At 60.1% G+C, this 23903-nt stretch carries 26 protein-coding genes; 13 read left to right on the top strand and 13 right to left on the bottom strand.

Going from position 1 to position 23903, the window contains the following annotated elements:
• Positions 1-48: 48 nt before the first annotated feature.
• From HGP17_RS25960 to chrA, 3 genes are all read right to left on the bottom strand, one after another.
• Entirely contained in the window at positions 49-1032 is a 984-nt protein-coding gene (locus tag HGP17_RS25960) for a bifunctional riboflavin kinase/FAD synthetase (protein ID WP_168813358.1), read from the bottom strand.
• Positions 1033-1047: 15 nt separating this feature from the next.
• Entirely contained in the window at positions 1048-1896 is an 849-nt protein-coding gene (locus HGP17_RS25955; protein WP_168813357.1) for a TIGR01459 family HAD-type hydrolase, read from the bottom strand.
• 92 nt (positions 1897-1988) lie between these two features.
• Entirely contained in the window at positions 1989-3473 is a 1485-nt protein-coding gene (gene chrA, locus HGP17_RS25950; protein WP_168813356.1) for a chromate efflux transporter, read from the bottom strand.
• 251 nt (positions 3474-3724) lie between these two features.
• On the opposite strand from chrA, the gene groES reads away from it, so the two are divergent.
• The 3 genes from groES to HGP17_RS25935 all read left to right on the top strand — a co-directional run bounded on the left by groES (position 3725) and on the right by HGP17_RS25935 (position 6656).
• On the top strand, positions 3725-4021 hold the full coding sequence (groES, locus tag HGP17_RS25945) for a co-chaperone GroES (RefSeq protein ID WP_004109735.1): 297 nt from the start codon (positions 3725-3727) through the stop codon (positions 4019-4021).
• A gap of 71 nt (positions 4022-4092) precedes the next feature.
• Positions 4093-5733 carry a chaperonin GroEL gene (groL, locus tag HGP17_RS25940; RefSeq protein ID WP_168813355.1) on the top strand — a complete coding sequence of 547 codons (1641 nt, stop codon included), beginning with the start codon at positions 4093-4095 and terminating at the stop codon, positions 5731-5733.
• A 476-nt stretch (positions 5734-6209) separates the two neighbouring features.
• The gene (locus tag HGP17_RS25935; RefSeq protein WP_246704219.1) at positions 6210-6656 is read left to right on the top strand and encodes a hypothetical protein; all 447 of its coding nucleotides are present in this window, start codon (positions 6210-6212) and stop codon (positions 6654-6656) included.
• Positions 6657-6707: 51 nt separating this feature from the next.
• On the opposite strand, the gene HGP17_RS25930 is transcribed toward HGP17_RS25935, so the two are convergent.
• Entirely contained in the window at positions 6708-7415 is a 708-nt protein-coding gene (locus tag HGP17_RS25930) for a glutathione binding-like protein (protein WP_168813354.1), read from the bottom strand.
• 198 nt (positions 7416-7613) lie between these two features.
• On the opposite strand from HGP17_RS25930, the gene HGP17_RS25925 reads away from it, so the two are divergent.
• Positions 7614-8057 (top strand): DoxX family protein, encoded by a 444-nt coding sequence (locus tag HGP17_RS25925; protein WP_168813353.1) that lies wholly within the window; start codon positions 7614-7616, stop codon positions 8055-8057.
• A 75-nt stretch (positions 8058-8132) separates the two neighbouring features.
• Here the strand turns inward: HGP17_RS25925 and hisG are convergent, their stop codons facing one another.
• From hisG to hisS, 3 genes are read right to left on the bottom strand one after another with little or no spacing between them, the layout of a single operon-like run.
• Positions 8133-8828: an ATP phosphoribosyltransferase gene (gene hisG / locus HGP17_RS25920; RefSeq protein ID WP_168813352.1), complete on the bottom strand. Its 696-nt coding sequence runs from the start codon at positions 8826-8828 to the stop codon at positions 8133-8135.
• Positions 8828-9946, bottom strand: a complete 1119-nt coding sequence (locus tag HGP17_RS25915; protein WP_168813351.1) for an ATP phosphoribosyltransferase regulatory subunit — start codon at positions 9944-9946, stop codon at positions 8828-8830. The genes hisG and HGP17_RS25915 overlap by 1 nt, the downstream gene beginning before the upstream one ends.
• A complete protein-coding gene (gene hisS / locus HGP17_RS25910) occupies positions 9946-11460 on the bottom strand; it encodes a histidine--tRNA ligase (protein WP_168813350.1) in 1515 nt (504 codons plus the stop codon). The genes HGP17_RS25915 and hisS overlap by 1 nt, the downstream gene beginning before the upstream one ends.
• Positions 11461-11767: 307 nt before the next feature.
• Here hisS and HGP17_RS25905 point away from each other — a divergent pair, with 307 nt between their 5' ends.
• Both HGP17_RS25905 and HGP17_RS25900 read left to right on the top strand, forming a co-directional pair.
• Positions 11768-12145, top strand: a complete 378-nt coding sequence (locus HGP17_RS25905) for a hypothetical protein (RefSeq protein ID WP_168813349.1) — start codon at positions 11768-11770, stop codon at positions 12143-12145.
• Positions 12146-12220: 75 nt separating this feature from the next.
• On the top strand, positions 12221-12589 hold the full coding sequence (locus HGP17_RS25900) for a DUF305 domain-containing protein (RefSeq protein WP_168813348.1): 369 nt from the start codon (positions 12221-12223) through the stop codon (positions 12587-12589).
• A 40-nt stretch (positions 12590-12629) separates the two neighbouring features.
• Here HGP17_RS25900 and HGP17_RS25895 read toward each other — a convergent pair whose 3' ends face one another.
• Positions 12630-13514, bottom strand: coding sequence for a LysR family transcriptional regulator (locus HGP17_RS25895; RefSeq protein WP_246704218.1), 885 nt, complete (start codon positions 13512-13514; stop codon positions 12630-12632).
• A gap of 84 nt (positions 13515-13598) precedes the next feature.
• Between HGP17_RS25895 and HGP17_RS25890 the strand changes: the two genes are divergently transcribed.
• Positions 13599-13895, top strand: a complete 297-nt coding sequence (locus HGP17_RS25890; protein WP_168813346.1) for a YciI family protein — start codon at positions 13599-13601, stop codon at positions 13893-13895.
• 9 nt (positions 13896-13904) lie between these two features.
• Here the strand turns inward: HGP17_RS25890 and HGP17_RS25885 are convergent, their stop codons facing one another.
• Positions 13905-14807: a LysR family transcriptional regulator gene (locus HGP17_RS25885; RefSeq protein ID WP_168813345.1), complete on the bottom strand. Its 903-nt coding sequence runs from the start codon at positions 14805-14807 to the stop codon at positions 13905-13907.
• 110 nt (positions 14808-14917) lie between these two features.
• Here HGP17_RS25885 and HGP17_RS25880 point away from each other — a divergent pair, with 110 nt between their 5' ends.
• Complete coding sequence (locus HGP17_RS25880) at positions 14918-15943, top strand: NAD(P)-dependent alcohol dehydrogenase (protein WP_168813344.1); 1026 nt, start codon at positions 14918-14920, stop codon at positions 15941-15943.
• Positions 15944-15987: 44 nt separating this feature from the next.
• Here HGP17_RS25880 and HGP17_RS25875 read toward each other — a convergent pair whose 3' ends face one another.
• Positions 15988-17037, bottom strand: a complete 1050-nt coding sequence (locus HGP17_RS25875) for an aldo/keto reductase (RefSeq protein ID WP_168813343.1) — start codon at positions 17035-17037, stop codon at positions 15988-15990.
• Positions 17038-17341: 304 nt separating this feature from the next.
• On the opposite strand from HGP17_RS25875, the gene HGP17_RS25870 reads away from it, so the two are divergent.
• Complete coding sequence (locus tag HGP17_RS25870; RefSeq protein ID WP_168813342.1) at positions 17342-18046, top strand: HAD family hydrolase; 705 nt, start codon at positions 17342-17344, stop codon at positions 18044-18046.
• Positions 18047-18049: 3 nt separating this feature from the next.
• On the opposite strand, the gene HGP17_RS25865 is transcribed toward HGP17_RS25870, so the two are convergent.
• Positions 18050-18571 (bottom strand): hypothetical protein, encoded by a 522-nt coding sequence (locus HGP17_RS25865; RefSeq protein WP_246704217.1) that lies wholly within the window; start codon positions 18569-18571, stop codon positions 18050-18052.
• The gene (locus HGP17_RS25860; protein WP_168813341.1) at positions 18568-19197 is read right to left on the bottom strand and encodes a DNA-3-methyladenine glycosylase I; all 630 of its coding nucleotides are present in this window, start codon (positions 19195-19197) and stop codon (positions 18568-18570) included. Before HGP17_RS25860 ends, HGP17_RS25865 begins: the two co-directional genes overlap by 4 nt.
• 302 nt (positions 19198-19499) lie before the next feature.
• On the opposite strand from HGP17_RS25860, the gene HGP17_RS25855 reads away from it, so the two are divergent.
• The 4 genes from HGP17_RS25855 (at position 19500) to HGP17_RS25840 (ending at position 22570) form a co-directional block, all read left to right on the top strand.
• Entirely contained in the window at positions 19500-20282 is a 783-nt protein-coding gene (locus tag HGP17_RS25855; RefSeq protein ID WP_168813340.1) for a L,D-transpeptidase, read from the top strand.
• Positions 20283-20499: 217 nt separating this feature from the next.
• The gene (locus HGP17_RS25850) at positions 20500-21198 is read left to right on the top strand and encodes a L,D-transpeptidase (RefSeq protein ID WP_168813339.1); all 699 of its coding nucleotides are present in this window, start codon (positions 20500-20502) and stop codon (positions 21196-21198) included.
• 298 nt (positions 21199-21496) lie between these two features.
• Entirely contained in the window at positions 21497-22168 is a 672-nt protein-coding gene (locus tag HGP17_RS25845; protein WP_168813338.1) for an outer membrane beta-barrel protein, read from the top strand.
• A 75-nt stretch (positions 22169-22243) separates the two neighbouring features.
• Positions 22244-22570 (top strand): hypothetical protein, encoded by a 327-nt coding sequence (locus tag HGP17_RS25840; RefSeq protein ID WP_168813337.1) that lies wholly within the window; start codon positions 22244-22246, stop codon positions 22568-22570.
• Positions 22571-22578: 8 nt separating this feature from the next.
• Here HGP17_RS25840 and glcF read toward each other — a convergent pair whose 3' ends face one another.
• Positions 22579-23898: a glycolate oxidase subunit GlcF gene (gene glcF, locus HGP17_RS25835; protein ID WP_168813336.1), complete on the bottom strand. Its 1320-nt coding sequence runs from the start codon at positions 23896-23898 to the stop codon at positions 22579-22581.
• Between the last annotated feature and the right edge of the window lie 5 nt (positions 23899-23903).

Genomic DNA, 23903 nt, shown 5'->3' with positions numbered 1-23903 from the left:
AAAGATATTGCAGCGCCGCAATCCCTGCGCGCAGTTTGGCAAATGAAATCAGGGAAACGCGATCAGTCGATCGAGGTCGCCAATCGGGCGGACACCGACAAGCAAAGCCCTCGCCTCTTCCTCGTCCTTGCGGATCTGGGCAACCAGCGGATCCAGGCCGTCGAATTTCAATTCCGGACGGAGATAACCGAAGAAGGAAACCGAGCAGATCTGGCCGTAGAGATCGCCGCTGAAATCGAAGACGTAGGTCTCAAGCAGCGGCGCGCCATTATCGGTCACCGTCGGGCGGCGGCCATAACTTGCGACCGCATCGCGAATGATGCCATCAGCCGCGCGGAACCTGACGGCGTAGATGCCCGGTGTGAGCGATACCTCAGGCGGAAGCTGCATATTCGCCGTGGGAAATCCGAGCGTGCGGCCAAGCTTTTCGCCGCCGATGACGGACGCTTCGACGGTATAGCGATATCCGAGCATGCCCGCGGCTTCGACCACTTCGCCCTCGGCCAGAAGCGCGCGGATGCGGCTGGAAGAAACAACCTCGGTATTCTCGTCACGAAAGGCGTCGATCAGCGTCACGCCAAACCCGTTGCGGCTACCAGCATTCATCAGGAAAGCCGGGCCGCCCTGGCGCTCATGGCCGAAGTGAAAGTCGAAGCCGGTCACGACTTCGGATGCGTGCAGCCAATCGATCAGGATCGAATGAACGAATTCATCTGCGGAGCGCTGCGAGAAGGCGCGATCGAACGGATATTCGATGACGGCGTTGAAGCCGAGCGCTTCCAGCAGCCGCGCTTTCAGCGGCGCCGGCGTCAGGCGGAACACCGGTTGGTCCGGCCTGAAGACGGTGCGGGGATGCGGCTCGAAGGTCAGAACCAGAGCCGGAACGCCCCGCTCCCGTGCAATCTCGAGCGCACGGCTGAGCACCGATTGATGGCCGCGATGTACACCGTCGAAATTGCCGATGGCGACAACCCCACCTTTGAGCGCATCGGGAAGCGGCTCGCGGGTCTCGTTACGATGGAAAACGGTCATCGGCTACCACTCCGCTCAGACAAGGCGCGGCATCCACCACCTCGGCGAGGCCTGCTCTCGCGCCAGGAAGGCGCCAAGCGCTGCTTCATCCGTGTGGCCTTCGACGACGTATTCGCGAGCATGGATGCCGTGGCTGATATAAAGAAGATCGAGGCCGTAATCGAGAGCACCGCGCACATCGGTCGGCATGCCGTCGCCGATCGCCACCACGCGCGACAGCGCAAACTCGCTTTTGACCTCGCGGGCCGCGGCGATCGCCGCATCATAAATCGGCTGGTGCGGCTTGCCGGCGATACGCGTCTGGCCGCCGAGGCGCTCATAGTAAGCGGCCATTGCGCCGGCGCAGGGGATCATCCGATGGCCGCGCTCAACCACCAGATCCGGGTTGGCGCAGATCAGCGGCACGTTGCGGGCCGACCAGGCCGTCAACATGTCGGTGTAATCGTCGGGCGTCTCGGTCTCGTCATCGAAGAAGCCGGTGCAGACGATGCTCTCCGCTTCACCGGCATCGACCCGCACGACATCCAGCCCCTCTAGAATGCCGGTGTCGCGCTCCGGACCAAGCAGGAACACCTTCTTCGGCCCTTCGGCGATCAGCTTGCGGGTGACATCGCCTGACGTGATGATGCGGTCATAGACGCTGTCGGGAACGCCGATCGCCCGTAACTGCTCGACAACTTTTGGAGCAACGCGCGGGGAATTGGTGATGAGGACGACGGTCAGTCCCTCGCCGCGAGCAGCCTCGAGCGCAACCGAGGCCTCCTTGTAGGCGGAGACACCGTTGTGCAGGACGCCCCAGACATCGCAGAGCGCCACGTCATAAAGTCCGCCAATCTCGCGAAAGCTTTCGATACGCTTGCCCATGCCGTCCTCACGTCGAATAAATCACGGGGTGACATCGCAAACCGGCCGGCAAATTACAAGAGCGATGCGCAGGTTTTTGCATGGCACCAGGCTCAGGACGCGTGCTGAAGCACCATGCCGGCGGCAGCGGAAACCCCTAGAACTACGGCAACGCCTGCACGGTGACGAAAGGCCAAGACGACGGCGAGCATGAAGAGCAAGAGAGCCGATATATCGAGGGTACTCCAATCCGGCCAAGCGATGCCGGCAATCGGTACGTTCACGATATCACCGCCGCTGATCCTGACGGAGCGGCTGAGCAGTGTCAGCCTGTCGACATCCGCAAACAGCACATGCAGCCCGAACCAGACAGTGAGATTGGCCATGACGCCGACGATAGCCGCCGTGATCGCCGCAAGGGATGCCGAAAGCCCTGCATGCCCGCGCAGTTTCTCGATGTAAGGAGCGCCCGCGAAGATGAAGAGAAAGCTCGGCGCAAAGGTTGCCCACGCTGCCAGACTTGCACCGAAAATGCCGCCGAAGAGCGGATCGAAGCCGAAAGGATTGCGGAACCCGGCCATGAACCCGACGAAGCAAAGGACCAGCACGAGCGGACCGGGGGTCGTCTCGGCGAGCGCCAGGCCATCGAGCATCTCCCCCGGCTTCAGCCAGGCATAATGCTGCACCGCTGTTTGGGCGACATAGGCAAGCACGGCATAGGCCCCGCCGAAGGTGACCACCGCCATACGGGAAAAGAACGAGAAGATGGCGCCGAAGACGCTGGCTTGGCCGCTCAACGTCTCGGCCACGATATCCGATGGGCCGTGCAGACGGCCGACCAGCAACAGCGGCGCCTGCCAGATGGCGATCCAGAGCAGGATCGTCAGCACTGACGAGCGGGCTTGCACGTGAACAAGCCTGCCGAACCGAAATCCGGATGCCGGAAGGCGCGGCACATGTTGCCGCCAGCGATCACGCCGCCATGCACGCCAAAGTACCTGTCCGTAGCCCGTCACGCCGGCAAGCAGCACGACGAGAGGAAACGGCAGATCGAAGATGAAAAGGCAGACAAAGCTGGCGACCGCCATCGCTCCATGGAAACGGCTTTTCAAGGCGCGGCCGCTCAACCGTATCAGCGCCTGCAGCACGATGGCCAGCACGCCGGCCTTGATGCCTAAGAAGATGGTGGCAAGCAGGCCGGCATCATGAAACAGCGCGTAAAAGGCGGACAGCGCGAGAATGAAGACGAAACCGGGCAGGATGAACAGCAGGCCCGCAATCAGCCCGCCGCGCCAACCATGGAACAGCCAGCCGATATAGGTCGCAAGTTGTTGCGCCTCAGGCCCAGGCAGCAGCATGCAATAGCTGAGCGCATGCAGAAAGCGCTCCTCGTCGATCCAGCGTCTCTCGTCGACGATCATCCGATGCATAAGGGCGATCTGGCCGGCCGGGCCACCGAAGCTCAGCAGCCCCACCCTCGCCCACACGCCGCTTGCTTCCGAAAGCGACGGCGCCACGATAAAATCCGGGGGCGAAACCGGGCCGTCACGCCAGTCTCTCTTCGCTGCGATCCCCAAGGCCCCTGCTCCCGTATTCATCGGCGGATCGCGCCTGTCATCATTTTGCCGCTTAAACGCGTCACATTTACTCTTGGGCGAGAACAGCGGCGGCCGTTAATCATCTGCGGAACAAGCAGATGCACGCTGCAAAAATTTCACAGTGCTGTTCTTGACTCGTCCTGAAGCCACCCCTAAATCACGGTCGCTAGCACTCGCCGATGCTGAGTGCTAACAAAGTCCATACGGATCCCCGCTGATCCGTGAATGTCATTTGATCGAGGGATTAGACAATGGCAAGCACCAATTTCCGCCCCCTTCATGACCGCGTCGTCGTTCGTCGCGTCGAGTCGGAAGAAAAGACCAAGGGTGGCATCATCATTCCCGATACCGCCAAGGAAAAGCCGCAGGAAGGCGAAATCGTCGCCGTCGGTTCCGGCGCTCGTGACGAGTCCGGCAAGGTCGTAGCACTCGACGTCAAGGTTGGCGATCGCGTTCTGTTCGGCAAGTGGTCGGGCACCGAAGTCAAGCTCAACGGCGAAGACCTTCTGATCATGAAGGAAGCCGACATCATGGGCATCATCGGCTAATCAGCCGGTTCCCTTTCCGATACAGCTGACGGGCGACAAGCCCGGAAAACGCGAATTCAGGAGTTTCAAACATGGCAGCTAAAGAAGTAAAATTCGGCCGCAGCGCTCGCGAAAAGATGCTTCGTGGCGTCGACATCCTCGCTGACGCAGTGAAGGTCACGCTCGGCCCGAAGGGTCGTAACGTCGTTATCGACAAGTCCTTCGGCGCTCCGCGCATCACCAAGGACGGCGTTTCCGTCGCTAAGGAAATCGAACTCGAAGACAAGTTCGAAAACATGGGCGCCCAGATGGTCCGCGAAGTTGCTTCGAAGACCAACGACGTCGCCGGTGACGGCACCACCACTGCAACCGTTCTCGCCCAGGCGATCGTTCGCGAAGGCTCCAAGGCAGTTGCAGCCGGCATGAACCCGATGGACCTGAAGCGCGGTATCGACCTCGCTGTTGCAGAAGTCGTCAAGGATCTCCAGGCCAAGGCCAAGAAGATCAACACGTCGGAAGAAGTCGCACAGGTCGGCACGATCTCGGCAAACGGCGAAAAGCAAATCGGTCTCGATATTGCTGAAGCCATGCAGAAGGTCGGCAACGAAGGCGTCATCACGGTTGAAGAAGCCAAGACCGCTGAAACCGAACTCGAAGTCGTCGAAGGCATGCAGTTCGACCGTGGCTACCTCAGCCCCTACTTCGTGACCAACCCGGAAAAGATGATCGCCGATCTCGAAGACGCGTTCATCCTGCTCCACGAGAAGAAGCTCTCGAACCTGCAGGCAATGCTTCCGGTTCTCGAAGCTGTCGTTCAGACCGGCAAGCCGCTCCTCATCATCGCTGAAGACGTCGAAGGCGAAGCTCTTGCGACCCTCGTCGTCAACAAGCTGCGCGGCGGCCTCAAGATCGCTGCTGTCAAGGCTCCTGGCTTCGGCGACCGCCGCAAGGCCATGCTGGAAGACATCGCCATCCTGACGGGCGGCACTGTCATCTCCGAAGACCTCGGCATCAAGCTCGAGTCCGTTACCCTCGACATGCTCGGCCGTTCCAAGAAGGTTTCGATCTCCAAGGAAAACACCACGATCGTCGACGGCGCTGGCGCCAAGTCCGACATCGAAGGCCGCGTTGCCCAGATCAAGGCTCAGATCGAAGAAACCACCTCCGACTACGACCGCGAAAAGCTGCAGGAACGTCTTGCCAAGCTCGCTGGCGGCGTTGCCGTGATCCGCGTTGGCGGCTCGACGGAAGTCGAAGTGAAGGAAAAGAAGGACCGCATCGACGACGCTCTCAACGCGACGCGCGCTGCCGTTCAGGAAGGCATCGTACCGGGCGGCGGTATCGCTCTGCTGCGTTCTTCCACGAAGATCACTGCCAAGGGTGAAAACCAGGATCAGGAAGCCGGCGTCAACATCGTTCGCCGCGCCCTGCAGTCGCTGGTTCGCCAGATCGCTGAAAACGCTGGTGACGAAGCTTCGATCGTTGTCGGCAAGGTTCTCGACAAGAACGAAGACAACTACGGCTACAACGCCCAGACGTCTGAGTTCGGCGACATGATCGCCATGGGCATCGTCGACCCGGTCAAGGTTGTTCGTACGGCTCTGCAGAACGCAGCTTCGGTTGCTTCGCTGCTGATCACCACCGAAGCCATGATCGCTGAACTGCCGAAGAAGGATGCCCCTGCTGGCATGCCGGGCGGCATGGGCGGCATGGGTGGAATGGACATGATGTGATAAGGCCTTAGCCTTATTACGATCGTTCAATCCGGCATTCGGAATTGACGAAGGGCGGCCCTCGGGTCGCCCTTTTCGTTTTTACGAACCATGGCTTTTCGGCTTCGGCCGCCAGGTTTCGCCAGGAACCGAATTTACCAAAGCCGCCCATTGCCGTTTTTGCAAAAGCCCCTATAAATCGCAGCGCAGCGATGTGGAGAGTTAGCTGCAATGCACGAAAATTTTACTTCTTTTAGACAGGCTTAACCTGGGGTTTGATGAAATCATAACCTAAGACGTCGGCGCTGCCGGACTTTATTACTTGAAGTAACTTCATCGATCGGACCACCGGCTGAAGAGATCGCGAAAGGCAGACAATGCCGGAACGCTGTCATCTCGCTCAATCAGGTGAGACAGGGAGCAGTCCTTCCGGTCGAAGATATAGGAAATCGAATAACGAGCGCAGGGGGCCATGCGCTCAACTGGTGGGGATCAGCTTGTTCAAGATTGCCAAAGCAAATTTTGCAGCGCCATTTGCGCCGGGCTCGCTGGCGTTCAATAGCCATGATCCGGATCTTCTATCGCAGTTTTGCGTTTCGGAAGGCTGGACGGGAGATCTTTCGAGCGGCCTTATCAAGCTCGGTCAGTGGAGCACCATGCTGCACGGCCTCAGCGCATCGGAATGCGGCCTGCTGAGCCTCATGCATTGCTACGACGCTCAGGATCGCGCCCGCATCCTCGATCTATTCGAACAGGCTGCAACGACGACATCCAGCTTCTGCTACTCCACCATGACACTCGGCGCCAACGGCCATCGTCAACCGATCTTCTGTGTCGGCGAGTCGATCGCCGCCGATGGAAAACACGCCGGCAGCCTCGTGGGCGTGTTCCTGTTTCCGCGCTTCAAGCTGGAGCCGGGTAGCCAGTTGGCAACCCGGCAATAGGCGTTGACCACCGCGGCGCCGGCAAAATCCGCCGCCGCGTATCGATGATCGTTAATCCCGCTTCGGAATGTTCAATCCACGCTGGCTTGCGGGGCGCGCGACGGCACGTTCCAGCCAGGCCATGACGGCCGGAAACTTGTCGAGCTCGAGGACCTCGCGGCCACCATAGAACACATCGACGCCACGCACCCATGGGAAAGTGGTGATATCGGCGATGGTATATTCATCGCCCATGATCCACTGGCGTCCGGTGAGACGCTCCTCCAGAACGCCAAGGAGACGCTTGGCTTCATCGCGGTAGCGTTCGACCGGATATGGATTATTGGCGACCTTGTCGGCGGCAAATTTGAAGAAATGGCCGAACTGGCCGAACATCGGGCCAATGCCCGCCATCTGGAAGAACACCCATTGCAGCACCTCGTAACGCCCAACCGCGTCCTGCGGCATGAGCTTGCCGGTCTTTTCGGCGAGATAGACGAGAATGGCGCCGGATTCGAAAAGACCGATCGGCTTGCCGTCAGGGCCGTTGGGATCAATGATCGCGGGGATACGGCCATTTGGATTCAAGGAAACGAATTCGGGCGACTTCTGGTCGTTGGTGCCGAACGAGATCAGATGCGGCTCGTAGGGGAGTCCCAGCTCTTCCAGCGCGATCGAAACCTTGACGCCGTTCGGCGTCGGCAGCGAATAGAGCTGGATGATATCCGAATTGCTGGCGGGCCAGCGCTTTGCAATTGGAAACGACGATAGATCGGCCATGGGAGTTCCTTCCAAAGAGCATGATTATGCGGATGAATTCGCGCCACCATAACGAATACCGAGCCGATGGGAAGAGCGCCTCCCGCGTCATTGTTCACTGATAATGAACAAATTGTGCGCAGTTGTTTATCTTTTCAATCTCAAAGAAATCACGAATATTATCTCCAGAAATTATCGCTGCTTTCACTGGAGACTGTCATGTCCAACAGCAACAACATCATTATACTTGTGGCGCGCATTCTGCTTGCCTTCATGTTCATCTTTGCGGGCTTCGGCAAGCTGACCGACCCAGCCGGTACCGCTGGCATGATCGCCGGCGCAGGCCTACCTGCTTCCACACTGCTGACCTATCTCGCCGGCACCTTTGAATTCGTCACCGGCGTCTGTGTGCTGATCGGTTTCCAGGTCCGTATCATCGGCTGGCTGCTCGCCGCGTTCTGTGTCTTCACCGGCGTCGTCTTCCATCTGCCGACGGTCAATGTTCCAGACTTCCCGGCCGCAGCCAACGGCTGGATCAACGGCCTGAACTTCGTCAACTTCCTGAAGAACGTCACGCTGGCCGGCGCCTATATCATGCTCGCCACGAACGGCGCAGGCGTCTACTCGGTCGATGCTCGTCGCGGCGTCTACGCAGCCGCCTGAGCATCCAGTTCCTCCCAGATAAAAAGCCCGCCGGAAGTTCCGGCGGGCTTTTGCGTGTCAACTATCTCAAAAACATCAAAGTGCGCCGCGCACGGCCGAAACGATACGCTCCACCAACGGATCGCCGTCGTGGCTCGGCTTGCGGGCACGCACAAGACACGCCTCCGAGCGGAGGATGATGCCATCGGACAGGACCTTCAGATGGTTCGCCCGTAAGGTCGAGCCTGTTGAGGTGATGTCGACGATAATATCGGCAGAGCCGGCTGCCGGCGCGCCTTCCGTTGCACCCAAGCTTTCGACAATCCGATAAAGCTGGATGCCGTGCTGGCTGGAAAAGAACTGCTGCGTCAGCCGCCAGTATTTCGTCGCGACCGTCAGCCTGTGGCCATGACGAGCGCGGAAATCGGCGGCGACATCGCCGAGATCGGCCATGGTGTCGACATCGAGCCAGATTTCCGGCACGGCGACCACGACATCGGCGTGACCGAAACCAAGCCTCGCACAGAACTCCACGCGGCGATCGGCTTCCGCCATCCCCTCGCGCACGAGATCTTCGCCGGTGATCCCGAAATCGACGCCGCCATTGCCGATCTCGCGGGAGATTTCCGAGGCCGACAGGAAGGCGATTTCGACACCATCCCAGCCCTCGACGCGGCCGCGATAGGAGCGATCGTTACCGACAGCCACAATCGGCATGCTGGCACGCTCGAACACCGCCGAGCAATCGTCCTTCATGCGGCCCTTCGAGGGGAGCGCAATGGTAATGGTCATCAGGCTGCCCTCGCGGTTTCGATACGGTCGAGCCAGAGCGCGAAACCGACGGCCGGAATATGGTCCTTGGCCCCGAGCAGGGTCATCAGCCGATCGAAGCGACCGCCACCGGCCAGTACCGCGCTCGATCCCTCGACCGTCACTTCGAAGACGAGGCCTGTATAATAATCGAGCGGGCGCCCGAAGGCGGCGCGATAATCAATCTTCGAAGCGTCAACCCCCGCCGCAGCCAGTGCCTTGACGCGCGCATCGAAGCTTTCCAGGGCCCTGCCGAGCTTCAACCCCGCCGCATCGGCAAAACCGGCCAAGGCGGCGGAAGCGTCCGCAAGCGGCACGCTCAGAGACAGAAACTCCTCAAGCACGCCATAGGCCGCATCGTCCAGCCTCGTTTCGGACAGGACAAGCTTCTCGCGAAGGCGGCGGGCAATGTCCTGCGGCGAGCGGCTCGCATTGGTGAAATAGCCTGTCGCCTGCATCGTGGCATCGATGTGATTGATCAGCGCCTGTTCGTCGCCGCGGTTCAGGAAATCGAGCACATTTGCATCGAGCCCTGTGACCGGCTGCGGACTTCCAAGACGCTCCAGCAGAGCTTCCAGCTGCGTCATATTACCGAAGGCATGGATCAGCCGCTTCTGCCACCCTGTGGGCAGGCCGAGCGCCTGTACCACGGCCTCGAATACGGCCTGATCGCCCAGTGTCACGGAGAGTGGCTTGCCGGGCACGAGCCGGTTCAGAATGCCGATGGCATCGCCGATAGCGCGGGCATCGGCGCTGGCCGTGTCGCCATCGCCCAGATCCTCTATGCCGGCCTGATAGAACTCATGGCCGCCTTCGCGGCGCTGGCGGAAGATCTCGCCCAGATAGGAATAGCGCTTCGGCGTGCCGGTCGCGGTCTCGATATGGCGCAGGCAGACCGGGATCGTGAACTCCGGACGCAGGCAGAGGCTGGTGCCGGTTTCGCTTTCGGTCATGAAGATGCGCCGGCGAAGATCCTCGCCGGCCATATCCAGAAAGGGTTCGGCCGGCTGGATGATGGGCGTATCCACCCTCTCCGTCCGGCGACCGGCAAACTCGTCCAGCAGATCGCCGGCGAAATCCGGAAGGTTGATCAGGGGCATCAGCCCGCCCTCTTCCGGTCTTCCGCCTGTGCTGCGAGCATCGCCTTGACCTTCTCTATCAGCTCAGCTTCCGGCACGGTCTCCTGTGCCACGCGGGCCTCGCGCCAGCTGGCATTGTCCTCGATCTCGCCGGAGAGGCGCTTGCCCTCGATCAGGTCCTTGATCTGGACGACGCCCTGGGCGCGCTCGTCGCCGCCCTGGATGATGGCGATCGGGCAACCACGGCGATCGGCATATTTCAGCTGATTGCCGAACTTCTTCCAGTTGCCCTGGAACATTTCGGCGCGGATGCCGGCAGCGCGAAGCTGCTGCGTGAAGCGCTGGTAGCGGCCCATCGCCTCGACATCGCCGTCCATGACAGTGACGAGTACGGGCTCGATCACCTCATCCATGCCGAGCTTGCCAAGGTTCTTCAGCGCCGTCATCAGGCGCGACACGCCGATGGAAAAGCCGGTGGCCGGCACAGGCTGACCCATGAAGCGCGAGACGAGCCCGTCATAACGACCACCGCCGCCAACCGAACCGAAGACGACCTTTTCGCCCTTCTCGTTGATGACATCGAAGGTAAGCTCGGCCTCGTAGACCGGGCCGGTGTAATATTCGAGGCCGCGCACGACGGAGGGATCGATCTTGATACGATCCGATTGATAGCCGGCGCTGGTCACGAGGCTGCCGATGAAATTCAGCTCTTCGACACCTTCGCCGCCCCGGGATGTGCCGGCCACAAGCTCGGCGAGCTGGGCCGCACTTTCAGCATAATCCTTGATGCCGACGAAGAAGAGCACCTTCTCGATCTGATCGGCATTGAGACCGGCGCCCTTGGTGAAGTCGCCGGATTCATCCTTGCGGCCGGCGCCGAGCAATAGCGCCACGCCTTCCGGGCCGAACTTGTCGAGCTTATCGATGGCGCGCAGCACGTTGAGACGCTGGGCTGCCTTGTCATCCCCGCCGAGGCCGATGGCTTCCAGAACGCCGTCGAGAACCTTGCGGTTGTTGACGCGCACCACGTAGTCACCGCGCTTGATGCCCAGCGCTTCCAGCGTGTCGGCCATCATCATGCACATCTCGGCATCCGCCTGCACGCCCGGTGCGCCGACTGTATCGGCGTCGAACTGCATGAACTGGCGGAAGCGGCCCGGGCCAGGCTTCTCGTTGCGGAATACATAGCCGGCACGATAGGTACGATAGGGAAGCTGGATCTCGTTGAAATTCTCGGCGACATGACGGGCAAGCGGCGCCGTCAGGTCGTAGCGCAGCGACATCCACTGCTCGTCCTCATCCTGAAGCGAGAAGACGCCTTCGTTCGGCCGGTCGCTGTCGGGCAGGAACTTGCCAAGCGCATCGGTATATTCGAACAGCGGCGTTTCGACAGGATCGAAACCATAATGCTCGTATACCCTACGGATCTTGGAGGTCATCTCGTTGACGGCGCGAATGTCGCTGGCCGAACGATCGACAAAGCCACGCGGCAGGCGGGCCTTGAGCTTCTGCGGTTTCTTTTGTTTGTCGCTCATCTCTAGGGTAATCCGGTACGGGAACAGTGGCGGTTAACTAGCGGATTGGGCGGAATGCGGCAAGGATTGTTATAGGTTAGCTGGCGACAAAACCAACAAAAGCGGGAGAAAGCGACGCATTCACCATGCCTCATGGAATCGTTTTGAAATGCGCGAATGAAACGGCCGCGCCAGCAATGGATATCCAGAGACCTTCCGCCTGACGAAATCATGGAAAATGTCAAACTGCTGCCTTGATCGGCTCTCAGATTGCGGATGATGATGATTTGCGCTTGCCTTCGCGGCTCGCGCATCTAGGTTCTGGTTCATGCGCTGGCTTGCGATCCTGATGATGATGATTGCCTGGATGTTCTACGGTGCCATGCCTGCGCTGGCGAACTGTCCTATCTGCGATTCCGTCACCGCAATGCCTGCCGAATCGAGCATGATCATGCACGGCAGCATGGCCAAAATGGCTGGCATGGCCGACCACGCAGACATGGCTGAGCATCATCGGAAGCAGCCGGAAAACCCGTGTGCCGGCGGCATGGCGCATGTGGCGTCTTGCGCTGCCTGTCTTGCCTTGCCGCCAACCCTTGCTATCGAAAGCGGCAAGAACCTGTTTTCCTATCCGGCCCCGTCCTCCGGCCAGCGACTTGCCGACTTGCGCCCACAGCCGACGGCGCCTCCTCCCCGTTTCGTCTGACGATCATATCTGCATGCAATCGACGAGCGGCTGCCGCTCAAATCCAGATACCGTCCAGAAACGGAGAGAATACCTATGTCTACATCCAAATCGCTGCTGCTTGCCGGCGCATTCGCCTTTGCCATCGCCCTTCCTGCCTTTGCCGACGACATGAAAGGCATGGATATGCGCAAGCCGATGGGTGACCAGAGCGCCTCCAGCAAGGCTTACAACGACGCCATGAGCAAGATGCACAAGGACATGATGATCAACTATAGCGGCGATGCCGACGCGGATTTCGTCCGCGGCATGATCCCGCATCATCAGGGCGCGATCGACATGGCCAAGATCGAACTGAAATACGGCAAAGACCCGGAAATGCGCAAACTGGCAGAGGCCGTTGTTACCGCGCAGGAAGCCGAGATCAAGGAAATGAAAGCCTGGCTGAAGAAGCACGGCAAGTAATTCACTCCGGACATGAGAGGCGGCATTCGTGCCGCCTCTCTCATCGCTCCCAGTGGGGACGACGGAAGACGCCATCGAGCCAATCGGATACAGTGCGGATGCGCGTAAGCTGGCGAAGCTCGGCATGCATCAACAGCCACATTTCGCGTACCGGCGGATTTTTGTCTTGTTGGTCCAGGCGGCGAAGGCCTCCCGCACTCTCGGCCAGAATTTTCGGCAGAAGCGCGCGCCCCAGACCGGCGGCCGCCGCCTGCAGCAGAGCCTCCGCATCATTGACTGCGATCTGGCTGGTGCGCCCTGATTTTTCCGCCTGCGTCGCGATCCAGCGGGCGTGCGGCAGATGCATCATCGCGTCTTCGTAGACAATCCAGGGCAGATCCTCCGTGTGACCCTCCTGCCCCGCAGCCACGTAGACGGCATACTCCAGCGTCGCAATCCGCCTGGCGACAACTCTTGCATTCGCCATATCTGCCGGCCTTGCGAGGCGCAGCGCCATATCAGCCTCCCGCCGGGTTAGGTTGAAATTCCGGGGATCGCCGATGAGCTCCAATTGTAAGCCGGAATGCCGCGCGAGCAGGATGGGCAGCGAGGGGATCAGCAGCCGGCTGATGAAGGATGGCGCCGCCGTGAGGCGCACTTTGCCGAGCGCCATGGGATCGACCGCATCCAGTGCGCCTGAGAGCGCCATGACCTCGGCCTCTATCGCTTCGGCCTTCGTCAGCGCGATCTCGCCTGCCGGCGTCGGCAACAGGGCGCCACCTGCGGCACGTGAGAACAATGTTGTGCCGAGGCGCTCCTCTAGTACGCGCAGACGGCGACCGACTGTCGTTGCATCCGTGCCGAGCAAGCGACCTGCAGCGGCAAAGGATCCCCCTCGGGCAAGTGCCAGAACATGGCGCAGATCGCCCCAATCGATATCGTGCAATTTTGCAGCTCCTGTCGGCAAAGTTACCGCGTGTCTCAGCATTATTGCAGCCTTAGACTGGCGAGATCCAGCAAGGAGATGATGATGACCCTATTTGCAGTTCTATTCGAGGATGACCGGGAAAATGCCGTCGCGCTCCGCAAGGCCTACCTGCAACGCCACTTCGGCTTTCTGGAAGCGAACGCCGCTTCAATCCGGACCGCAGGGCCGCTGAGCAAAGAGGCCGACGCTTTCGCCGGCGGTCTCTGGCTGGTCGAGGCGGACAATGCAGAAGACGTCGATCGCTTGGTAAAGGAAGATCCATTCTGGGCGGCAGGCCTGCGCAAATCCGTGCAGATTTTTCGATGGAACCGCGTCTTTGTCGACGGTGCCCTCGTTTGATGGCGATCCCTAATCCATGACGTCAGGCAGGCGTGCAGCCAGAAGATCAATCACCGCGCGCATTTTCAGGGAGACCTGAGGCACCTGGGGCCAGACGGCATAGACGTTCACCGCCCGGCTGGAGACATTTTTCATGGGCTGCGTCAGCGTGCCGGCTGCCACATAATCCCGGACAAGCCAGCACGGCAGCCACGCGAGGCCCATTCCCGACGCCGCTACATCCGCCATGACCTCTAGATCATCGAGACGCAGCCGCGTCTGCGGAAAATAATCGACGGCCGTGCCGTCATGCTGCAGGAAGGTCCATTTCTTCGTCTCTCCCGAGCGCGCATAGACGATCAGGTCATGGTTATCGAGGTCAGCGATTGTTTGTGGCGCTCCCCTTTCCGCCAGATAAGCCGGCGATGCGCAGAGCGTCATGCGATGGAAGGCAATCTTGCGTGCGGCAAGACCCGCCTCATCGCGCAGCACGCCGTTGCGAATAGCGAGATCGAAGCTCTCGTCGAAAAGATCGATGACGCGATCGCTGAAGGAGAGATCAAGCTCCAGCTTCGGATGCATGCGAGCCAGCTCCAGCAGAAGCTGCGTCAGACAGCGGCGGCCGAAGAGCACAGGCATGGAGATGCGCAGGCGTCCCGTGACCTCGCGCTTGCCCGATTCCAGCATGGCCTCGCCGGATTGTATCTCGTCGAGCGCGCGCCGACAGCGCTCGTAAAAGGCGTGTCCCTCGTCCGTCAAGCTTTGCATACGGGTGGTGCGGTGAAACAGGCGCACATTCAGGCGACGTTCCAATTTGGCGATCGTCTTGCCGATCGCCGAGCGAGACAGGTTCATGTGCGCAGCCGCTGCCGAAAAGCCGCCAGCCTCCACAGCCTCCACGAATTCCGGAATACCGCTGAGCATGTCATTCATGGCGATTGCTTCCTAATGGGAACCAGTTAGCGGAAATAATATCGCCACTGGCGAACAAAAAGCAACGATATGCTGCGTTCATTGCTTCCAATTCCTCTCAGGAGATCATGATGACGAAGACCATGAAACGCTGGACCCTCGATAAGATCGCCGTCGGCGCCCCCTTGAACCTCACGGAAACGGTGGTGCCCCAGCCCGCGCGAGGCGAAGTCCTTGTCCGGGTGAAAGCCGTTTCACTGAACTATCGCGATAAGATGGTACGCGAAACCGGCATGGGCCTGCCGATCCAATTCCCGTTCGTGCCGGCTTCCGACATGGCTGGGGTTGTCGAGGCGGTGGGCGCGGACGTGACCCGATTTGCCGCCGGCGATCGCGTCATATCGACCTTCCATCCCGGCTGGATCGACGGCAAGCCGCTCGGCGATGCCCGCAATCCTCCCTACAAGACGTTTGGCGGCTTCTATCCGGGTGTCCTTTCGGAATACATCTCCGTACCGGCGGACTGGCTGGCAACAGCGCCGACAAGCCTTGATGATGCGGAGGCGAGCACACTGCCCTGCGCCGGTCTGACGGCGTGGTTCGCCCTGGTCGAGCGCGGCAAGATCAAGCCCGGCGACCGCGTGCTGGTTCAGGGAACGGGCGGCGTGGCGCTGTTTGGCCTGCAGATCGCTACCGCCCAAGGTGCGGAGGTTTTCGTAACCTCGTCAGGACCGGAAAAACTCGAACGGGCCAAGGCTCTGGGTGCCCATCACGGCATCGACCGCAACAAAAGCGATTGGGTGGAAGAAGTCTATCGCCTCACCAACGATCAGGGCATCGACCATATCATCGAGATCGCGGGCGGACCGAATTTCGGTCAATCGCTGAAGGCCGTCGCGCCGCATGGCCGGATTTCCGTCATCGGCGTCCTCGAGGGATTCGACATTACCGGCCCGGCGGCGCCGCTGCTTCTGAAGTCCCCCACCGTGCAGGGCATCGGCGTCGGTCATCGTCGTTCGCTGGAAGACTTCGTGCGGGCAGTCGACACCATCGGGTTGAAGCCGGTGATCGATCATCGTTATGCGCTCGACGACGTGCCGGCAGCTTTCGATCATCTTGATCGCGGCCCCTTCGGCAAGATCGTCATCGAGCTTTGACGTCAAGCCGGGCCGCTGCGAAAGCGGCCCGGCCTTTCATTATATCAGGCCTTCGGCTCGAACGGCTGCGGCACGCGGTTGGCGCTCTGGCGGCCAAGCATCCAACCTGGATATTCGGGCGCAAGGGCGCTGACTTCATCGAGCTTGGCCATATCGTCTGCATCCAGCTTCAGCTTGACGGCAGCCAGGTTCTGATCGAGCTGATCGAGACGCTTGGCGCCGATGATGATGCTGGTGACGAAAGGCTTTGCCAGAATCCAGGCAAGCGCCACCGTGGCAACGCTGGAACCATGCTTCTCCGCCACTTCGCGCATGGCGGCAACGCAAGCCCATGCACGATCCTTGTCGACAGGCGGGAAATCGAAGGTCGCGCGGCGACCTTCGCCGTTGCCGGGAGCGCCCGGCCCGTATTTGCCCGAAAGCAAGCCGCCAGCGAGCGGCGACCAGACCATCAAGCCGAGTTTTTCCTCAGCCATGACGGGCACGATTTCGCGCTCGAGATCACGACCGGCAATCGAGTAATAGGCCTGTACGGTTTCAAACCGGGCAAAGCCGCGGCGATCGGAGATGCCGAGTGCCTTGGCGATACGCCAGGCCTGCCAGTTCGAAACGCCGACGTAGCGCACGAGGCCGCGCGATACGAGATCGTCCATCGCCCGCAAAGTCTCGTCGATCGGAGTGATGGGGTCAGTGCCGTGGATCTGATAGAGATCGATATGATCGGTCTGGAGGCGGTCGAGGCTGGCCTGCACCGAGTCCATGATATGGCCGCGCGATGCGCCGCGATCATTCGGCTTGTCGCCCATCACGCCGTAGACCTTGGTGGCGATGACGACATCCTTGCGGGGAATGCTGAGGTTCTTCAGCGCCTGACCGAGGAGCTTTTCGGAATTGCCGGAGGAATAGACGTCCGCAGTGTCGATGAAGTTGATGCCGGCAGCGAATGAATTTCCAACGATCTTATCAGCCAGTGCCTGGTCGACGTCGGCGATGGAGCCCCAAATGCCAGTGGAACTGGCTTCGCCGAAAGTCATCGTACCCAGGCAAAGTTCGGAGACGAACAGCCCGGTATTGCCGAGTTGATTGTAACGCATAGGAAAAATTCCCTTTTGATCAGCCGAAAGTCGCTTTCGGCCGGTGAATGCATATCTTTTCGCTATAGATTGGCCTCTGCACGACAGTGGCTATTGGCGCTGCCATGGAGAGGTCATAAGACAGTCATCGAGGCGCGGTTCTGGCACCACGGCGATCGAGACAACGTGAACATAATGCACCGGAAACCGATTTCAACGCGAGCCCCTCAATCGATCACGATCCGGTTACCGGAGCCTGCTCTTGCTTCCGCCTTGCTGCGGGCTAGATTCCAGTTTTCATGACATGCGCAGAACGGACATACCGATGACGCAACACCCCTTGACCACGATCGGCTTCGACGCCGATGACACGCTCTGGCAGAACGAGCAATTCTACCGGCTGACGGAACTGCAGTTTACGGAGCTTCTCGCCGATCACGCCGCAAGCGACGTCATTGCCGCGCGGCTGCTGGAGGCGGAAAAGCGCAATCTTTCTCATTACGGCTTCGGCATAAAAGGTTTCACCCTGTCGATGATCGAAACGGCTATCGAGATCACCGAGGGCGGGGTGCCGTCGAGCGTCATCGCCCAGATTCTCGATATCGGCCGAGACCTTCTCGCCCACCCCGTCGAAACCCTTCCGAATGTGCGCGAGACGCTGGAGGCGCTTTCAGGCAAGTATCTGCTGGTGCTGATCACCAAGGGCGATCTCTTTGATCAGGAACGGAAGCTTGCTCAATCCGGGCTCGGCGACCTCTTCGATGCGGTCGAGATCGTCTCGGACAAGACCGCCTCCACCTATCGCCATATCTTCGCCAAGGTGGGTGATGGGCCGGAGCGGGCGATGATGATCGGCAATTCGCTGAAATCGGATATCGTGCCGGCGCTCGCAGCCGGAAGCTACGGCGTCTTCGTGCCGCACGAGCTTACATGGTCCTACGAGCACGTCGATGAGCCGACCGAAGCTCCGCGTTTCCGCAAGATCGGTCATCTCGGAGAGCTGGCGGCCGTGATCGAGGGCATATCCTGATCGTTACTGCCCTTGCTTGGAACGCGGCGGGAAGAGCATCGGCCCCTGATCCTTCTGCTGGTCGGCGGGCTGCTGTGCTGCCGGCGGATTGGGATCGATGAGGATTTCGTAAGGCGCTCCGAGACCGCGACGACGCGTGACACGAGAGTAGTAAGGCTTGATCAGCCAGGTCGTGTCCTCGTTGACGGTCACATCGGCGGTGTTGCCGTCCTCGTCCGTGCCGAAGAAGGATTCATCGTCGTTCGACGAAAGATCGAAAATCGCCATGTAGGCATATTTGCTCTTCGAGCTGAAGGTGACCCGCACATGCTGCCCCTTCTTGAGCGGCAGCATATAGACCTTGCCCTTACCGAATTTGGTCCAGCCCGTCAGTTTCTCCAGAACGGCCGGCAAGGTGATCTTCTCAAGCTTCTCGCCCCGATCGAGCTGCGGCAGCTGCTGATCCGTATCGTCGGCGGCATGGGCCGGAACACTGCCGAGCAATGCAAGCAACGTAACGGAAAGACCGAACAGTGCGGCTCTCATGGCCGCACCAACGTGCAGCGCAGCGCCTCTACCTCTTTGCGGCAATAGCAGCCCTCGATGTGATCGTTGACAAGGCCCATGGCCTGCATGAAGGCATAAACTGTAGTCGGGCCGACGAAAGTCCAGCCGCGTTTTTTCAGGTCCTTGGAGATCCGGACGGAAGCAGCGCTTGTGGGGTTGGCGCGCAGATGCGCGAGATCGAAGATCTCGGGGCGCTCGGCAGCGCCTGGCTCATGGCTCCAGAAATAACGCGCAAGCGAGCCGAATTCATTGCGAAGCTCAATGGCGCGGCGGGCATTGTTGATGGTGGAAACGATCTTGCCGCGATGACGGATGATGCCAGCGTCGGCGACGCAGCGCTCGATGTCGCCCTCATCGAATTCTGCGATCTTCTCGAAATCGAAGCCGGCAAAGGCAGCGCGGAAATTCTCGCGCTTGCGCAGGATCGTCAGCCAGGAAAGGCCCGACTGGAAACCTTCCAGGCAAATCTTTTCGAACAGCCTGATATCGTCGACGACGGGGCGGCCCCATTCCTCATCGTGGTAGTGCAGATAATCCGGAAGATTGCCGTGCCAGAAGCAACGGTCCTTACCGTCCTCGCCGGTGATGATGCCTGTCTCGGACATTTTTGCGATTCGCCCCCTATGTCAGCGCGCGCCACCGGTAACCGGTAAGCAACTATCGGATAAATTGAGATCAATCAAATGCTTAAATTCATAGACACATTCCGGGGATCGCGCATTCCGATTCATGATTTACCATTCGCAAACCATCTTTCCAAACCAGGCGGTAACCCTGACAAAGCTTTATCGGCTTCGCGGCATTTTGATGAATAGATCTTTACCATTCGCTCGCGCCCAAGTGGCACCATGGCTCCGACCGGGTGCTTTCGCGCCCATCCTCGGCCCATGTGTAGAGAGTTTGTCCGATGATGAAACATGCCGTTCTGTGTGCTGCCGGCGCCCTGAGCCTGCTTGCCTCGACCGCCTTCGCCAATGATCGCTATCAGTCGCGTCCGCCAGTGATCGTCAGCCCCGATCTGACCGCACCCTGGGTGACGCAGCTTGGCGGCGGCAATGTGCAGCCGGTCGTTTATCCCCGGCCGATGGCGCAGCGCATGGCCAATCCGGCCATGGAACAGCAGGCCAATCCGCAGGTTCGTCAGGTCGTGCAGCCGCGCGGGCTGTTCTCTCGCCCCGTCGTGCAGCAGGTCGCGGTCGTGCGCCCGCAATATCCGGCAATCCGCGGCCAAATCGATCCGCAGTTCCTGCCGCAGATCGTCGACTACCAAACCAAGGAAAAGCCGGGCAATATCGTCATCGATACCAACAACCGCTTCCTCTATCTGGTCATGGAAGGCGGCAAGGCGCGGCGCTACGGCGTTGGCGTCGGCAAGCCCGGCTTCGAGTGGGCCGGCGCTCACACCGTGACCCGCAAGCAGGAATGGCCGGATTGGACGCCGCCATCCGAAATGGTGGCGCGTGAGGCGGCGAAGGGGCACTACCTGCCAGCCCATATGGAAGGCGGCGAAGGCAACCCGCTCGGTGCGCGCGCGATGTATCTCGGCTCCACGCTCTATCGCATTCACGGCACCAACGCGCCCTGGACGATCGGCAATGCCGTTTCCTCCGGCTGCATCCGCCTGCGCAACGAAGACGTCACCGATCTCTATAACCGCGTGAAGGTCGGGACCCGCGTTGTCGTGATGTGATCCCCAGTCTCTCGATACATGCGCGGCGATCGCCTCTTCAGGAGTTCGCCGCGCCCAAATCTCCATCAATAACCGGCACTATAGATCGAACTATAGCTGACCCGACGACAGAAGAGATAACGGCTCCTTTACGCCGTTCTTCACCTTCATCATTTTGATCTTGATCCCCCCGCAGGTTTCGATAGTTTCCTTGTGATACCAGTGAGGGGAATGACATATGAAAACATCACTATCCGTGGTCGCGGCGAGCGTCGTTGCGGCGGGTCTTCTTGTGGCCTCCAATGCCGCCGCCTTTACCGCGTCCGCTCCCCATGCGGCGCCCGCGACGCGGCCGGATGTGATCCGGGTTGCGATGGAACCGCAGGGCCAGGTCAAGCCGCAGTTCCAGCGGCGGCTGGTGAGACTTGCGACCACTGAAGCACCGGGCACCATCATCATCGATACCAACAACAAGTATCTCTATCTCGTCGAGGGCAACAACCGCGCGAGACGCTACGGCATCGGTGTCGGCCGCGACGGCTTCGGTTGGTCTGGTGTCGTCAATGTCGGGCGCAAGGCCGAATGGCCGGGCTGGACACCACCTCCGGAAATGCGCGTCCGCGAGGCCAAGAAAGGCCACAAGCTGCCGGCCTATCAGGAAGGTGGCGAGGACAACCCGCTCGGCGCACGCGCCATGTATCTCTATCGCAACGGCAACGATACCGCCTTCCGCATCCATGGCACCAACCAGCCCTGGAGCATCGGCCTCAACATGTCGTCCGGCTGCATCCGCATGATGAACAAGGACGTCACCGATCTCTACGATCGCGTGCCGATCGGCACCAAGGTCATCGTCGTCGGTCCCGGCAACAAGCAGGGTGAGGTCAGCTATCAGGATCGCGGCGTCGATGTGCTGAGAACGATGTTCGGCGGTTGAGCAGCCGCCTATCCTTCACCTATTCATGATCACTACGAACACCCCGAGCCCAAGGCGTGAGGCTCGGGGTGTTTTCTTTAGCCCGACGCACCACCTTCGGTGGCATCACAGCGAAGCACACCTGTTGCGCCGTTGTTACAGAGCGAAACTTATTAGCCCCAACGGCGTCAAAATAGCCGTTTGCATTCAGCTAACTGTCAGTTCCCCTGCCTAAGCCGGCCTTCGTCACCATCAGCTGCAATAGAAGTGTCATGGAAGCACGCTTAGATGGCGCGACTTTGGTATCGGGGGATTCCACATGCATCGTGCATTTCGTGTCGGACAGCCGGTCTTGGCCGCGCTTGCGATTTCAGCAGCCTTCTTCGCCGCCGGCTCAGCCTCGGCGGAAATGCAATTTTCCGGCTACGGCGGCATCCAGGGCGCGACCGGCAGCAACGTCACCACGTCGGACGGCGCCAATTTCGACCCCAACTGGTCGGGCAAGTCCTTCAAGATGCCGCCCTATTTCGGCTTCCGTGGCATCTGGTGGCTCGAAGACTTCAACAAGCCGAACTGGGGCGTGTCGCTCGACTACACCCATGCGAAGGTCTATGGCGATCTCGGCAACACGCCCGGCTGGTCGCACTTCGAATTTACCGACGGCCTCAACATGCTGACGCTGAACGCGCTCTATCGCTTTCAGGATTCGAGCCGCAACTGGACGCCCTATGTTGGCCTGGGCGCCGGCATCAACGTACCGCACGTCGAAGTCACGCGCGCATCCGGCCGCACCTTCGATTACGAATTCGGTGGCGCTTCGCTGCAGGCGCAGGCCGGCGTCAGCTACCAGTTCTCGAAGCACTGGTCGACCTTTGTCGAATACAAGGGCAACTATAATTTCGTGAACAACGTCTCGATCGACAGCGGTGACACGCTGAAGACGAGGGTGTTCACGCACGCCTTGAACTTCGGCGTCTCGTTCAACTTCTAAAGCGACGCCAGGGGACGACACCCCGTCCTTTCATGCAGGTTCAGGGTAAGGCGCTCATGTGCTATGAATTGGCGCATGAGCTTTTCCTATTATCGATGCGACTGGATTCACCCTGAAAGTGATGAGCCAGTCGTCATATATTATGAAGTCGATGACGTCGGCGACGTGCCGCGGCTCATAGACGTGTTCGCCGATGGCCGTCATCAGTGCATGGCCGTCGTCGATGTCGCCCTGCTGGGCGTGAACAGGCGGCGCATCACCAGCCTCGTCGAAGGCTCGTTCTACGATGGCATCAAAGGCCTTGTGGACGGCATCTTCTTCGAGGAGGGCCAGGAGCGTATCAGCATGACGCGGATCGCCGCCGACAAGTTCGAGACCGAGTGGCGGACGCATCGCCTCTGAGATTGTCCTCAGGCAGCAGCTGGCTTCCATCCCTTCAGCTTCGCGGGCATATCGCCCCCATACGCCCAATCCAGCAGCTCGACGGTGTGCAGAATGGGAATACCGGTTCCGGACGCGATCTGCGTGATGCAGCCGATATTGCCGGTCGCGATGATATCAGCCTTGGTCGCTTCGAGATTCCTCACCTTGCGAGCCTTCAGCTCCGCCGAAATGTCCGAGTGCATGATGTTGTAAGTGCCCGCCGAGCCACAACAGAGGTGCCCCTCCGCCGGATCGCGCACCGTAAAGCCGGCAGCCTTCAGCAGTTGCTTCGGCGCCATCGTAATCTTCTGCCCGTGCTGCATGGAGCAAGCGGAATGATAGGCAACGATGGTGCCGCGCGGCATGTGCGTCGGCAGATCCAGGCCTGCGAGATATTCGGTGATGTCCTTGGCGACAGCCGAGACCCGGGCGGCCTTTTCGGCGTATGTCGGATCGAGGCGAAGCATATGGCCGTAATCCTTGATCGTCGTACCGCAGCCGGACGCAGTGATGATGATCGCATCGAGCCCGCCAGCATCGATTTCACGGATCCATACATCGACATTGGCGCGAGCGGCGGCCAGCGCCTGCTCTTCGCGCCCCATGTGATGAACCAACGAACCGCAGCAAACCTCTCCTTCCGGTGCTACGACCTCGACGCCAAGGCGGGTGAGCAGGCGGATGGTCGCCTCGTTGATGGCGGGATCGAGTACCGGCTGGGCACAGCCCGTCAGGATTGCGACGCGACCGCGCTGTTCGCCCTGAGGCTGATGATGCCCCGGACTGGCAAGCGTTGACGGCGCGGGAATATTGCGCGGCGCAAGGTCAAGCATCGCAGCAAATGGCTTCAGCGCGGGCGAGCGGCGAAGGAGGCTTTTGAACGGCCGCCCGAACTGCGCGAGGCGCAGCGCCATGCGGAAGCGTGCGGGATAAGGCAGAACGGCTGCAAGCACATTGCGCGTCAGCCGGTCCATCAGCGGCCGCTTATAGGTATTTTCGATGTGGACGCGGGCGTGATCGATGAGGTGCATGTAATCGACGCCGGAAGGACAGGTGGTCGTGCAGGCAAGGCAGGAAAGACAGCGATCGATATGCGTCGTCACCTCGGCATCGGCGGGACGGCCGTTTTCCAGCATGTCCTTGATGAGATAGATGCGGCCGCGCGGGCTATCGAGCTCGTTGCCGAGCGTCACATAGGTGGGACAGGTGGCGGTGCAGAAGCCGCAATGAACGCACTTTCGCAAAATGGCCTCGGACTCGGCCACATGCGGATCGGCAAGCTGTTCGGGAGTGAAATTGGTTTGCATTTACA

This window comes from Rhizobium sp. P38BS-XIX, from assembly GCF_012641435.1.
Classification (GTDB): Bacteria; Pseudomonadota; Alphaproteobacteria; order Rhizobiales; family Rhizobiaceae; genus Rhizobium.
This window is presented reverse-complemented; position numbering and strand designations above follow the sequence as displayed.

Bases quoted from the DNA above. Each gene is read 5' to 3' on its own strand.
- HGP17_RS25885 (WP_168813345.1), bottom strand. From the start codon at position 14,807: ATGAATGACATGCTCAGCGGTATTCCGGAATTCGTGGAGGCTGTGGAG.
- HGP17_RS25855 (WP_168813340.1), top strand. From the start codon at position 19,500: ATGATGAAACATGCCGTTCTGTGTGCTGCCGGCGCCCTGAGCCTGCTT.
- HGP17_RS25840 (WP_168813337.1), top strand. From the start codon at position 22,244: ATGAGCTTTTCCTATTATCGATGCGACTGGATTCACCCTGAAAGTGAT.
- HGP17_RS25890 (WP_168813346.1), top strand. From the start codon at position 13,599: ATGACCCTATTTGCAGTTCTATTCGAGGATGACCGGGAAAATGCCGTC.
- hisS (WP_168813350.1), bottom strand. From the start codon at position 11,460: ATGAGCGACAAACAAAAGAAACCGCAGAAGCTCAAGGCCCGCCTGCCG.
- HGP17_RS25925 (WP_168813353.1), top strand. From the start codon at position 7,614: ATGTCCAACAGCAACAACATCATTATACTTGTGGCGCGCATTCTGCTT.
- hisG (WP_168813352.1), bottom strand. From the start codon at position 8,828: ATGACCATTACCATTGCGCTCCCCTCGAAGGGCCGCATGAAGGACGAT.
- HGP17_RS25900 (WP_168813348.1), top strand. From the start codon at position 12,221: ATGTCTACATCCAAATCGCTGCTGCTTGCCGGCGCATTCGCCTTTGCC.
- HGP17_RS25930 (WP_168813354.1), bottom strand. From the start codon at position 7,415: ATGGCCGATCTATCGTCGTTTCCAATTGCAAAGCGCTGGCCCGCCAGC.
- HGP17_RS25865 (WP_246704217.1), bottom strand. From the start codon at position 18,571: ATGAGAGCCGCACTGTTCGGTCTTTCCGTTACGTTGCTTGCATTGCTC.
- groL (WP_168813355.1), top strand. From the start codon at position 4,093: ATGGCAGCTAAAGAAGTAAAATTCGGCCGCAGCGCTCGCGAAAAGATG.
- groES (WP_004109735.1), top strand. From the start codon at position 3,725: ATGGCAAGCACCAATTTCCGCCCCCTTCATGACCGCGTCGTCGTTCGT.
- HGP17_RS25875 (WP_168813343.1), bottom strand. From the start codon at position 17,037: ATGCGTTACAATCAACTCGGCAATACCGGGCTGTTCGTCTCCGAACTT.
- HGP17_RS25870 (WP_168813342.1), top strand. From the start codon at position 17,342: ATGACGCAACACCCCTTGACCACGATCGGCTTCGACGCCGATGACACG.
- HGP17_RS25845 (WP_168813338.1), top strand. From the start codon at position 21,497: ATGCATCGTGCATTTCGTGTCGGACAGCCGGTCTTGGCCGCGCTTGCG.
- glcF (WP_168813336.1), bottom strand. From the start codon at position 23,898: ATGCAAACCAATTTCACTCCCGAACAGCTTGCCGATCCGCATGTGGCC.
- HGP17_RS25860 (WP_168813341.1), bottom strand. From the start codon at position 19,197: ATGTCCGAGACAGGCATCATCACCGGCGAGGACGGTAAGGACCGTTGC.
- chrA (WP_168813356.1), bottom strand. From the start codon at position 3,473: ATGAATACGGGAGCAGGGGCCTTGGGGATCGCAGCGAAGAGAGACTGG.
- HGP17_RS25850 (WP_168813339.1), top strand. From the start codon at position 20,500: ATGAAAACATCACTATCCGTGGTCGCGGCGAGCGTCGTTGCGGCGGGT.
- HGP17_RS25960 (WP_168813358.1), bottom strand. From the start codon at position 1,032: ATGACCGTTTTCCATCGTAACGAGACCCGCGAGCCGCTTCCCGATGCG.
- HGP17_RS25915 (WP_168813351.1), bottom strand. From the start codon at position 9,946: ATGCCCCTGATCAACCTTCCGGATTTCGCCGGCGATCTGCTGGACGAG.
- HGP17_RS25955 (WP_168813357.1), bottom strand. From the start codon at position 1,896: ATGGGCAAGCGTATCGAAAGCTTTCGCGAGATTGGCGGACTTTATGAC.
- HGP17_RS25880 (WP_168813344.1), top strand. From the start codon at position 14,918: ATGACGAAGACCATGAAACGCTGGACCCTCGATAAGATCGCCGTCGGC.
- HGP17_RS25905 (WP_168813349.1), top strand. From the start codon at position 11,768: ATGCGCTGGCTTGCGATCCTGATGATGATGATTGCCTGGATGTTCTAC.